This is a genomic window from Okeania sp. SIO2B9, from assembly GCF_010672505.1.
GTDB lineage: Bacteria > Cyanobacteriota > Cyanobacteriia > Cyanobacteriales > Microcoleaceae > Okeania > Okeania hirsuta.
This window is the reverse complement of sequence record NZ_JAAHGK010000060.1, coordinates 1-11,835: the sequence shown is the minus strand read 5'-3', so window position 1 is coordinate 11,835 and position 11,835 is coordinate 1. Positions and strand designations below refer to the sequence as shown.

8 protein-coding genes are annotated in these 11,835 nt (G+C 36.9%); 4 read left to right on the top strand and 4 right to left on the bottom strand.

What is annotated here, in order from left to right:
• Positions 1-150 precede the first annotated feature (150 nt).
• A complete protein-coding gene (locus F6K13_RS04125; protein WP_124147792.1) occupies positions 151-1,041 on the bottom strand; it encodes a methylenetetrahydrofolate reductase in 891 nt (296 codons plus the stop codon).
• Between the two features lie 443 nt (positions 1,042-1,484).
• Entirely contained in the window at positions 1,485-2,492 is a 1,008-nt protein-coding gene (gene trpS / locus F6K13_RS04120; protein ID WP_124155728.1) for a tryptophan--tRNA ligase, read from the bottom strand.
• Positions 2,493-3,211: 719 nt separating this feature from the next.
• Between trpS and F6K13_RS04115 the strand changes: the two genes are divergently transcribed.
• Together F6K13_RS04115 and F6K13_RS04110 are read left to right on the top strand one after the other, a co-directional pair.
• Positions 3,212-3,595, top strand: a complete 384-nt coding sequence (locus F6K13_RS04115; RefSeq protein ID WP_124155564.1) for a hypothetical protein — start codon at positions 3,212-3,214, stop codon at positions 3,593-3,595.
• Positions 3,596-4,039: 444 nt separating this feature from the next.
• Complete coding sequence (locus F6K13_RS04110; protein ID WP_124147789.1) at positions 4,040-5,092, top strand: folate-binding protein YgfZ; 1,053 nt, start codon at positions 4,040-4,042, stop codon at positions 5,090-5,092.
• Between the two features lie 272 nt (positions 5,093-5,364).
• Here the strand turns inward: F6K13_RS04110 and F6K13_RS04105 are convergent, their stop codons facing one another.
• The gene (locus tag F6K13_RS04105) at positions 5,365-5,610 is read right to left on the bottom strand and encodes an SH3 domain-containing protein (RefSeq protein ID WP_124147788.1); all 246 of its coding nucleotides are present in this window, start codon (positions 5,608-5,610) and stop codon (positions 5,365-5,367) included.
• Between the two features lie 491 nt (positions 5,611-6,101).
• Between F6K13_RS04105 and F6K13_RS04100 the strand changes: the two genes are divergently transcribed.
• Positions 6,102-7,502, top strand: coding sequence for a carotenoid oxygenase family protein (locus F6K13_RS04100; protein WP_124155563.1), 1,401 nt, complete (start codon positions 6,102-6,104; stop codon positions 7,500-7,502).
• A 533-nt stretch (positions 7,503-8,035) separates the two neighbouring features.
• Positions 8,036-9,658 (top strand): DEAD/DEAH box helicase, encoded by a 1,623-nt coding sequence (locus F6K13_RS04095; RefSeq protein WP_287286886.1) that lies wholly within the window; start codon positions 8,036-8,038, stop codon positions 9,656-9,658.
• Positions 9,659-9,959: 301 nt separating this feature from the next.
• On the opposite strand, the gene F6K13_RS04090 is transcribed toward F6K13_RS04095, so the two are convergent.
• The gene (locus F6K13_RS04090) at positions 9,960-11,600 is read right to left on the bottom strand and encodes a mechanosensitive ion channel family protein (protein WP_287286885.1); all 1,641 of its coding nucleotides are present in this window, start codon (positions 11,598-11,600) and stop codon (positions 9,960-9,962) included.
• Between the last annotated feature and the right edge of the window lie 235 nt (positions 11,601-11,835).

Genomic DNA, 11,835 nt, shown 5'->3' with positions numbered 1-11,835 from the left:
ACTGTATCAAAAGCTTAAAACTCAGACAAAACCATATTTTTTAGTCCTTCCTTTTTCCTTCTTCTATGAAAACGCCATATTTTTCAGTCCTTTCTTCTTCCTTCCTTCTTCCTTCTTCCTTCTTCCTTACTTCCTTAAATTGCGTAATTTTTACTGTTCAATAGGAGAAATTTCAGCCATATCTAATATTCTAGGGATTAAATCTTCTCGCTTAATTGCCATCAAATGAACTCCGTGACAAATCTTACTAGCAATTTGTACTTGTTCGGCAGCAATTTTTATTCCTTCCTCTAAAGGTTTTTCAGCTTTTGCCAAACGATTAATAATATGTTCTGGTATATCAACTCCAGGCACATACTTATTAATAAAAGCAGCATTTTTGGCAGATTTAAGTAAAAATATTCCAGCTAAAATTGGCTTATTACTCTCAACTGCAATTTGATTCATAAACTTTTCTAACTTATCAAAATCAGAAATTAATTGACTTTGAAAAAATTGACACCCTGCTAATAATTTCCGCTCAAATCGTTTTTTTAATCCAGACCAACTAGGGGACTGAGGGTCTACCGCAGCTCCTACAAATAAATCTGTAGCTCCATCTGGTAAAGTTTTCTCATTCCAATCTATCCCTTGGTTTAATTTAGCAATCATTTGTAATAAACGCACTGACTCCATATCAAATACACTCCTAGCATCTTTATGGTCTCCTGCTTTTACAGGGTCGCCAGTAAGAGCTAAAATATTATGAAGTCCTAATGCTGAAGCTCCCATTAGATCCGCTTGTAACCCAATACGGTTGCGATCGCGACAAGCTACTTGACATATTGGATCTATGCCATTATTTTTTAAAATAATTGATGCTGCCAATGAAGACATTCTCAAAACAGCACGACTGCCATCTGTTACATTAACAGCATGAACTCTACCTTTAAGTGTTGAGGCCATTTCAATCATGTGAGCGGGGTCAGCTCCTTTTGGTGGTGCTACTTCAGCAGTTACTAAAAATTCTCCCGATTTTACTGCATTGCGAAATCTATTCATTTATTTATTACTTAGTTGTGGTTAAGTTGTTAATTTTTTTCAGGCTATTCGATAGAAGAAAAATCTTTATCTAACTAACTATTATTTACTTCTATTAACTACGCAAATTTCAGAATATACAATGGTAGAGCAAATATCATTTTTGTTGCTCGTTAACAAATTATAATTTCACTTTGAAACACATAATTATCCAACTTTAAAATAACTTTTACAATAAGTTAATCCACTTAATTTCAGTTGAGGGTAATTGCGCTCGATAAAAATGAATAAGTTACTAATTTGAGCTTGATCTGAGTAGTTAACTACATATAGCTAAGAAAGAATTGGTTAGGACTTATGCGGATAATAAATCTTAGACTAGGAAATGTTTTCCCAACTGTTCCCTGTTCCCTGTTCCCTGTTCCCTGTTCCCTGTTCCCTGTTCCCTGCTATAACTATTTCTATTAAATTGGCACAGAATAACCTAAAGCTGCTTTGACCTTTGCTAATGTTTGATGAGCAACTGCTCCTGCTTTTTGCCTACCTTTAGATAAAACAGATTCTAAATAACCTTGATCATCCATTACTTCTTTATATTTTGTTTGAATTGGTTTCAAAGCTTCAATAGTTGCCTCAGTTAATAAAGGTTTAAATTGTCCCCATCCCATATCCTGACATTCTACTGTTACTTCTTGTTTTGTTTTGCCTGAAAATAATCTATAAAGGGTTAATAAATTATTGCATTCAGGTCGTTCAGGATTATCAAACTCTAAACCCTTAACTGGGTCTGTTTTGCAACGTTTAATCTTTTTTGTAATTACATCCGGTGGGTCTAATAAACTAATTCTACTCAATTCTGAAGGGTCAGATTTAGACATTTTGCTAGTACCATCTGCCAAACTCATTACCCGCGCACCCTCTTTTCTAATTAAAGGGTCTGGTAATTTTAGTATCTTTTCCTCCTTACCAAACTGATGATTAAATCTAACTGCAATATCGCGGGTAAGTTCCAAGTGTTGTTTTTGGTCTTCTCCCACAGGAACTTTATCTGCATCATAAAGTAGAATATCTGCAGCCATCAAAACTGGATAATCTAATAAACCTGTCCCAACATTTTCTCCTTGCTTAACTGCTTTCTCCTTAAATTGGATCATATCTGTCAACCAATTCAGTGGAGTAATACAGTTCAGTAACCATGTCAATTCACTATGAGCTGGAATATGAGATTGTACAAATATGGTAGAATAATCCAGGTCTATACCACAAGCCAAATATAAGGCTGCAATAGTGTAAGTATCTGTAGTTAGTGTAGCTGGATTGTGTGGTACCGTAATAGCGTGTAAGTCTACTACACAGAAGAAATTATCATATTCTTTTTGACCCTCTACCCAGTTGCGAATAGCACCTAAATAATTTCCAATATGAAGGTTTCCAGTTGGTTGAACTCCAGAGAGTACGCGCTGTTTAACCATTACTTTTTAACTTTAGCCATTAAATGTTAATTAATAATTAACAATAACATAATTCAGTGCTCAGTTTAACCAAGTCAAAATTCAGAATTCAAAATTCAAAATTCAAAATTCAAAAGGAGTAGTTATTGACGGAAAAGTTTATATGATTGCTGTCTCCTTCATCCTTCTATAACCTACTACCTTCTTCCAGGGAATTGGTATCTTGAAGAAGGAGACAGGAGACAGGAGACAGGAGACAGGAGGAAAATTACATGGGGATTCGCTCCCCCAAGTAATGCGTGAACACCCCCGTTGACGGTGGGGTATTAAACCCACAAAGAAAATGATCAAACAACTCAGCATTTTTCTTTTCAAGCAAGACAAAAGTTTACAATGGTTAATGTCACTTAGTTGTCAACAATAATAGAATATTTAAGACTTACGTACCTCAACCTATTTCCGTCCGAAGCGACTGATAGGGTTTGCGGAGCATTCCGGAACGGAAAGCAATCTCAAGTCCTAGTTTTTCGTGCCTCATGGGTAAGTCCTGATATTGACAAAATGTGAATAATTATTCCCAATAAATATTATATTAATGAATAGACCTCTTGCAAAAGTTTTAATTAAACCAATTCAAGATATGAAATAAACAATTGCCTATTCCCTATCCCCTATCCCCTATTCCCTATTCCCTATTCCCTGACTTCTGCAAGAAGTCTAATGTTTCTGAATGAAATTAAATGAAGCCGAAAATTAATAACATTACTGCCTGGAAACAAGCTGAACTACTAATGCAACCTGCTTTCATCAGATTATTAGATCATATTCGCAAAAAACTAGATAATTCTGTTTGGCAAGGAGATTATCAAGAAGTAGAAACACCAATTCCAGGGTATAGATTAGATTTAGAATATCAAGACCAAAAAGTTAGTATTGATCTCTGGGAACTTTGCTATCAAGTTTGTTTTAGTAATTATCATTTTACTCATAGTTCTGACCAAATAGTAGAAGTTGAAGTCGATACTAGCTTACTCAACGATGAAGGAAATGTTAATTGGGAGCATCTTGACGAAAAAGCTCTAAGAGTGGTAGAGAATATGATGGCTGATTTGCCAACAGTATAGATACATTTTCTGGTGTTGCTGAAGCGCGTGTATGATATTAATCGCGCATTACTTAGGAGTCAACCCACCCCTCGCCCCTGCCCCTCCCAGGAGTGGGAGAACCGAGTCAGGAGTCAGGAGGGAAGAAAGAAGAGTATAAGGAGAAAGTTTTTTGGTTGCGTAAGCGGAACGGAGTTTTATCCTGCTCTGATCCGGACAGATATCATACCTCAAATCACCAACGCCCATTTTCTCAGAACAAAATAACTATTTGTATTAGACATCTCCAGAAAATCAACCTGCCCTTTATTTGCTATAAACTAGAGTGTAATAACTCAAAAAATCATTTTCCGTGTTTTTTCCTAAAAACATCTTCCCTGTTCCCTATTCCCTACTTTGACAAAAAGTCTATATCTTTTTCACGCCTATGTCTATTAAGTAAAAATAACAGAATAAAGTAGAATTATGAACCAAGAATTACGGAATATTCAAACATCTAATGGTGCAACTTTTCAAGACTCAATTCCAGTTAGCTTTGGTAATGATACTCAAGCAATAGAAGCAATAAAACAGGGAGTAGCTGTATGCGACCGCTCTCATTGGGGACTAATAAACATTTCTGACGATGACCGTCTACGGTTTCTACATAACCAAAGTACGAATAATTTCAATATTCTCAAACCAGGTGAAGGTTGTGAGACTGTTTTCGTCACTCCCACTGCTCGTACTATCGACTTAGCAACAGCTTATGTAACAGAAGATGCAGTTTTATTGTTAGTCTCTCCCACCCGTTGTCAACAGTTAATAGAGTGGTTTGACCGTTATCTGTTTCCGATGGACAGGGTGGCAGTTAAAGATATTAGTAGTGAATATGCCATATTTAGTCTCATGGGACCAGAAAGCAAAAACTCCATCGCCAAATTATCAGGGATAACTCCTCCAGATGCACCCCACCCTAGTCACCAGTTAATAAGTCTAAAAGATGTAGAAGTTCGCTTGACTGTTGGTAGTGGGTTAGCAACAGAGGGATACACTTTGATAGTTCCTGTAAACAATGCTGCTAAAGTTTGGCAAATATTAACAGAAACAGGAGCAGTACCTATGGGCGATCGCCTGTGGCAACAATTAAGAATAGAACAAGGTCGTCCAGCACCAGACTATGAACTTACAGATGACTATAACCCTCTCGAAGCTGGTTTATGGAATACTATTTCTTTTGAGAAAGGTTGCTACATTGGTCAAGAAACTATTGCTCGTTTAAACACATATAAAGGTGTGAAACAACGACTTTGGGGAGTCCGTTTAAATGGGATGGCAGAATTAGGAAATGTTGTGAAAGTTGGAGATGAAAAAGTTGGGAAACTGACAAGTTGTACGGAAACTACTAATGAGGATTATTTTGGTTTAGTTTATATCAAAACAAAAGCAGGTGGAGTTGGTTTAAAAGTGCAAGTAGGAAATGTCGAAGGAGAAGTAGTAGAAGTACCTTTTCTGACACATCAAGATATTGATAGTTAAGAGATTTATTGCACAAACAATCTGACAACTATACTATTTTCTCCAGCGATCGAATCGCTCTTTTGAACACCCATTAATATACTTATTAAAAACATATCCTTCAAGAGGAGTGTAGGGTTTAGGAGATTGACCAGAATCTAGAGCTACTATAGCGCTGTGCGCAGGCAACAGGCAACAGGCAACAGCTCATCTGGGGGAATAAATTGCTGATAATATAAGACTTTTAGCTATTTGGCCTCTCCTGCAATTTGTAAATATACCAGCGCTCATTGCTATATATGAATCCAATTTCCAGTTCGTCTAATAACTCTTACACGGTCTTCACGATTAAGTTGAGTTATTATAGGCGAACTGGCATCAGGTCTTTGACGAATATTAACATTGTTGTCGTTAATCAAGCTACAAATAGTATTCATCTCAACTTCTATTTGATATTGATACTCTGGATTTTGTGCTAAACCAGATTCAGTGTTTAAACTTATCAAAAATATTGACAATAAAGTTATTAAACTTTTCATTGATAAACTTTGATAATTCTGACGTAATTCTTGATAATGTGCTTCTGGAACATCCCGTTTTAGCTTTTGGATATGTAGAGGAAATTGATTAAATTTTTATAGTCTTTGTATCCAGAATTAGTAGTATTTTTTTTAGGCTATTTATTGTTTTTGATCATAGTCAAATCCTAGATTATTTAAGTTTTTTTGTACGCTAATACAGTTGAAATCATTATATTTATGATTGACAACAGAGATTATACATAAGATAAGAAATATTACTGGCGATCTAAAAAAAATTAATCCAGTAAAATTACTGATAGGTAAGGCTTTTTAGAATGGTTAAAGGCAAAAATAATCCTCAAAAATAATACAATCATATTGAGCAGAGGAAATGAAGCAAGATATTTATCTCTAAAAATATTTTCTTCTGACACCTACAAACACCCTAATAACTTATAACCAACTTTTTCCCAATTGTTATAAAATAAGTTAAACATTATTAAAAATTTATGACTGCAACAACTCCTACCCTTAATCCTTTCTTAACCAATAATTTCGCACCCGTTAGAGAAGAAACAACCGCCGACAACCTCAAAGTTATTGGGGAACTACCTCCGGATCTCTCAGGAATGTTTGTGCGTAATGGCCCCAACCCACAATTTAAACCGATCGGTGAATATCACTGGTTTGACGGCGATGGAATGCTCCACGGAGTCAGAATAAAAGACGGAAAAGCATCCTATCGCAACCGTTATGTACGCACCAACAAATTCCAGGTAGAAAACCAGGAAGGTAAAGCAGTATGGCCTGGATTCTTAAATCCACCCCAACCAGATAATCCCCACGGCACAGATATCAATACAGGTAACACAGCCCTAGTTTATCATGCCAATCATTTTTATGCTCTCTGGGAAGGCGGTGCGCCTTACTATATTAAACTGCCTGAGTTGGAAACTATTGGCAAACAGACTTTTAACAACAAACTAAAATCTCCTTTTACTGCCCATCCTAAAGTTGATGCGGTAACAGGAGAAATGATGTTTTTCGGTTACTCAGTAGCTCAACCTCCTTTTTTACAATATAGCGTTGTTTCGGCAAATGGAGAACTGCTGCGCACCATACCTATAGATTTGCCTGTGGGAGTAATGATGCACGACTTTGCTATTACGGAAAATTATAGTATTTTTTTTGATTTACCAATGACTTTTCGCCCAGAAAGAATAGAAAAAGGTCAGTTTCCACTAATGTTTGAGTCAGAAACACCCAGTCGCTTCGGTATAATCCCACGTCATGGCGATAGTGGAGAGGTGCGTTGGTTTGAAACTCCAGCTTGTTTTGTTTGGCATACTCTCAATGCTTATGAAGAAGGGGATGAGGTTGTATTGGTTGCTTGTCGGATGAAGTCTACTAATGTGTTTGTGACTAATGATAGCGATCGCTTCCCTGATGCGAATACTCCTTATTTACATCGTTGGCGGTTTAACCTGAAAACTGGAGCGGTAAAAGAGGAAAAGCTAGATGATGTACCTTCTGAGTTTCCTCGTGTTAATGAAGAATTATTAGGGCGAAAGACGCGGTATGGTTATTCAGCAAGAATGGAAACAGGAGAATTTCCTCCTGTGTTTAATGGTTTGATTAAATATGACTTGGATACAGGGAAGTCGGAAACATACGAGTTTGGTAAGGGACGTTATGGTGGTGAGGCAGTGTTTGCACCTCGACTCAATGCTAGTAGCGAAGATGATGGTTGGTTGGTGACTTATGTTTATGATGAAAATACTCATACTTCTGAGTTGGTGGTAGTGAATGCTCAGGATGTGAGTGGGGAAACTGTAGCGCGAGTGATTATTCCGCAGCGAGTACCTTATGGTTTTCATGCTGTCTGGGTGACAGAGGCACAGTTGAGTTAAGTTTTTAGTAGGTCAGGACTTACGCAAAAACACCAGATATGGTAGGGGCGAATGGCATTTGCTAACGCAAAGCTCCGCTAACGCCATCTACAGATAGAGTATTATCAACAAGTTTGCGTAAGTCCTGTGCATGACTTCCGTGAAACGGTATAATATCATGTCCGGATAATTAGTTATAAAAAAACTTTCTCCTTCAACTCCAGTTCTTCTTCTTTCTTCCCTCTTTCCTCCTGAATCCTGACTTCCCCTCCTGGGAGGGGCGAGGGGTGGGTTGACTCCTGAGGACTCCGTAGTTATTTATTTATCACTGTTTAACCGGACATGATATAACAATCAAGTTTAGTAAGGAGCACCATCAGGGAATAACAAACCTATGCGTTTTTCTCGCACCTGTGCTTCTGAGGATAGTGAGGTACACTTGTGGAACTGTTCTTATATTTCCTATTCCCTGTTCCCTGTTCCCTGTTCCCTAGAGCAATAAAACTTTGTACCTCATCAACTTGAAAACTGCTGTAAATCAGTGAAATGAAATAATGTACCGAACACCAACTATCAAATTTGATCGCGGCACTCTCATTCTCCATCCTCCACCTCAAGGTAAAGCATGGGTAGACTATGCAACCTGGGATGACCGGGTGGAAAAATTTCGGGTTCGGGCAATAGATTATCGCCCTTTAGTGGAATCATTAAAAGCAGCAAAAATTGATTTTGTTGACAAAGCTAAAGAATTTGCACCTCTCGAACTTATCCCTAGTTTGGAAATGCCTCCCTATCCGCACCAAGAGGCAGCATTGAAAGCTTGGAAACAGTCAGGCAGAAATGGAGTTGTGATTCTCCCTACTGCTTCGGGTAAAACATATTTGGCACAACTGGCAATGCAGGCCACTCCCCGCAGTACCCTGGTAGTAGTACCCACCCTAGATTTGATGCACCAGTGGTACGCGCATTTGAATGCAGCTTTTCCAGATGTGGAGGTGGGGTTACTGGGTGGGGGGTCTCGCGACAAAACACCAATTTTAGTGGCGACTTACGATAGTGCAACTATTCATGCGGAGGCGATCGGCAATAAATATGCTCTATTAGTTTTTGATGAATGTCACCACTTACCTACTGATTTTTATCGGGTCATTGCTGAATACGCGATCGCTCCTTATCGTCTAGGTCTCACTGCAACTCCTAACCGTTCTGATGGTCGTCATTCTGACCTAGATTATTTAATTGGACCTACGGTTTTTAGCAAGACTCCTGAAGAATTGGCAGGTGCTGCTTTAGCTGACCATAAAATTGTGCAAATAATGGTTAAACTTTCTGCACAGGAGCGGGAAGAATATAACAAGTTAATGACAGTTAGAAATGACTTTTTAAAGCAGGCAAATATTAAGTTAGGTGGGTTAAATGGTTGGAAAAATTTTGTTATAGCAAGTGCCCGTTCTAAGGCTGGACGTCGAGCAATGTTAGCCCATCGTCAAGCTAAAGAAATTGCTCTTGGTACAGATGGAAAATTACGAACTCTTGCTAATTTATTGGCTCAACATTTTCCCGAACGTACTTTAATTTTTACGGCGGATAATACAACAGTTTATCGGATTTCTCATGACTTTTTAATTCCGGCAATTACTCACCAAACTCCTGTGAAAGAAAGACATGAAGTTTTAAGTAAATTTAGAACTGGGGAATATAAAACTCTTGTTGCTTCTCATGTTTTAAATGAAGGTGTTGATGTGCCAGATGCGAGGGTGGCAATTATTTTATCTGGTACTGGTAGTGAACGAGAATATATTCAAAGATTGGGTCGAGTTTTACGTCGAGGTAGCGATAAAAATAAGTTAGCAATTTTGTATGAAGTTGTAACAGAAAATACCAGTGAAGAACACACTTCTCGCAGACGTAGAGGTGGAATTAAGCGGAAAAAATCTCCTAAATATCAAGAGCAGGAAGAGGCTAAAACAGAAGTTAAGCCGTTAGAAATTGTCAAGCCAGAACCAATTTATGGAGTTAACAATTCTGCTGCTAAACGTGCTGCTGAACCAGGTGCAAAATGGGGAAGTGATGGAAAAAATGATGATAATGATTTGGAAAATCAATCAGAAATAAAAGAGGATAAAAATTCTTCAGAAAATTCTGATGATGATATTAATATTGATGAGTTTTTCTGATTTTTGAGAATGAAAAAGTCAAAACATAACTATAGCAATTCCAAATGATTTATAAAAAATTTCAGGATATATGGAAGCCTTATGGTATCTTTGCACGCGGTACGGGTTTTTGGCTGCCAGAGAACCAGGTCATATCAAATTCGGTTAATTGTATATAGAATCCGGTTATATAATATCAGTTGATAATTTCTTAAATTACTTCAACAGGACTTACGCAGAACTAGCATATCTAGTAGTGGCTAACGGCCGTTAGCCCCTACAGATGGTGTCTGATTTGATATGTGTGGTTAAGTCCTGTTCATTATCTGTACAAATAAGCTTGTCTCAGTCGCCGGACAATTTCTCCATGAACTTCACTGCGGATGCGGTTGCCACGCTGACATTGTTCCAATTTAATATTATCAACAAAAAACTTCACAGCCATATTAGTATTAGTAGTACCAAAATCAACTCCCGACACATCTTGCATCCAAATTTTCGGAGATTGCCACAAATCATAAGTTTGAAATCTCTCTTCTATCCATGTCCATAATTCTTCGGTATAATCATCCAATTTTGTTTCTGAAAAACCCCGATTAGCATTAACAATTTGCTGTAATAATTTGTTCATTTTCTTTGTTAAAAAATCTATTTTTCTTTCCCACTCATTTTCCAAAACTTCATTATCTATATCAATCAAATCTGGGTCATCTTGCCAGTTTCGATACCAACTTCTCAGCAAATTAATTAAAGTATCTTCATCCATATTCTGTGATGCTTGCAAATATAATGACTTTTGTCCTTTTTGTTTTTCTGATACTGTTTCTAACCCTACCATTCTCACTATATCTAAATAATAACCTTGAATTTCTCTAACTTCTCCCGAATCCAATCCCTGGATTTCCATAAACTTAATTTTACTAACTAACTCTGTAATTGCTTGCTTAATTTCTTCTAGCTTAACTTTAACTTTTTCCTCTGCGATAAGACGTTGACGACCAGCTTCTTTTTTAGATAAGAGATTATCCTCATCTTCTAATAATTGATCTGTCACCCTGTAAAAATTTTCTATAGCTACCAACTTTTTCTTGATATCTCCTAATGTATCTGGATGACTCAAAATTACTTCTTCAATAATTTTGATAGCTTGATTGGGGTCGCTATCTGCTCTAATTGGTACAATAATTGTATAATAATAGCTAGAATTAGGGCGACTGAAATTAATTAATTTTTGACTTTGTAAAGCAGCGTTAGGCACTAACAAATCACAATGACTTTCAATTAAATATAAAGTTGTTAGCCTAATTCCAATAGATTTAATTACAGCGACTGAGCCATCTTCTAAAGCCACAACATCACCAAATTTAAATGGTGTATCTACTAATAATACCAAACCACTAAAAAAGTTAGATAAAATATCTTTCAGGGCAAAACCGAGTACAAATGTAATACCACCAAATGCCACCCATAGCCCACTTAAATCTATTCCTAATGTTTGGAGGAATAAAAAACCTCCTATCAAGTAGACTAAAATTGGTAGGGTATTTTTAATCAAGGGAATTAAGACATCATCCCAGTCTGCTTCTGTTTTTTCTGCATATTTGCTGAGAGAATAAGCAATTACTTGAGTAAATAACCGATCAATCAAATAAGTTATTACAGCAACAATTCCGGCTGTTAATAATCTTTGAATGAAAGGTAAATTTTCTAACACCCCTAAACTGTAAGTTAATACTTTTAGAGCAATTATGACAACAAGTATTAGTAGAGGAGTTTGCAAAATGTTTACAGTTAAAATACCTATTTCATTGCTGGAACGGCGAAAGAAAGACTTGAGCGTAGAGAATACTACAAAATATAAAAAGAATCCTAAAGCTATTGCGATCGCTAAAAGTCCTCCCTGTTCAAGCCAAGGGAATGAGTATATAGCTGAAGAGTTTGATGTTTGTAAAAGTGTCAACATAGTCTGAATTAATTTTGATAAAGGGACTTATTAATATTCTGGATTTCTCCACTTATGAGAAGACGGATCGAGATGGGGGATAGGGAGCCAAGCAATACACTATAGAAATATTTCCAGAGTATGGAGAGAAAATATTAGACATCTCCAAAAATAAAAAATAAAATCAATTCAAGATATGAAATCAACAATTTTATTCCCTATTCCCTATTCCCTGACTTCTTGCAGAAGTCAGGGA

What these genes read in the sequence shown, in the direction of transcription:
- F6K13_RS04125 (WP_124147792.1), bottom strand. Translation starts at nt 1,041, where the DNA reads ATGAATAGATTTCGCAATGCAGTAAAATCGGGAGAATTTTTAGTAACT.
- trpS (WP_124155728.1), bottom strand. Translation starts at nt 2,492, where the DNA reads ATGGTTAAACAGCGCGTACTCTCTGGAGTTCAACCAACTGGAAACCTT.
- F6K13_RS04115 (WP_124155564.1), top strand. Translation starts at nt 3,212, where the DNA reads ATGAAGCCGAAAATTAATAACATTACTGCCTGGAAACAAGCTGAACTA.
- F6K13_RS04110 (WP_124147789.1), top strand. Translation starts at nt 4,040, where the DNA reads ATGAACCAAGAATTACGGAATATTCAAACATCTAATGGTGCAACTTTT.
- F6K13_RS04105 (WP_124147788.1), bottom strand. Translation starts at nt 5,610, where the DNA reads ATGAAAAGTTTAATAACTTTATTGTCAATATTTTTGATAAGTTTAAAC.
- F6K13_RS04100 (WP_124155563.1), top strand. Translation starts at nt 6,102, where the DNA reads ATGACTGCAACAACTCCTACCCTTAATCCTTTCTTAACCAATAATTTC.
- F6K13_RS04095 (WP_287286886.1), top strand. Translation starts at nt 8,036, where the DNA reads ATGTACCGAACACCAACTATCAAATTTGATCGCGGCACTCTCATTCTC.
- F6K13_RS04090 (WP_287286885.1), bottom strand. Translation starts at nt 11,600, where the DNA reads ATGTTGACACTTTTACAAACATCAAACTCTTCAGCTATATACTCATTC.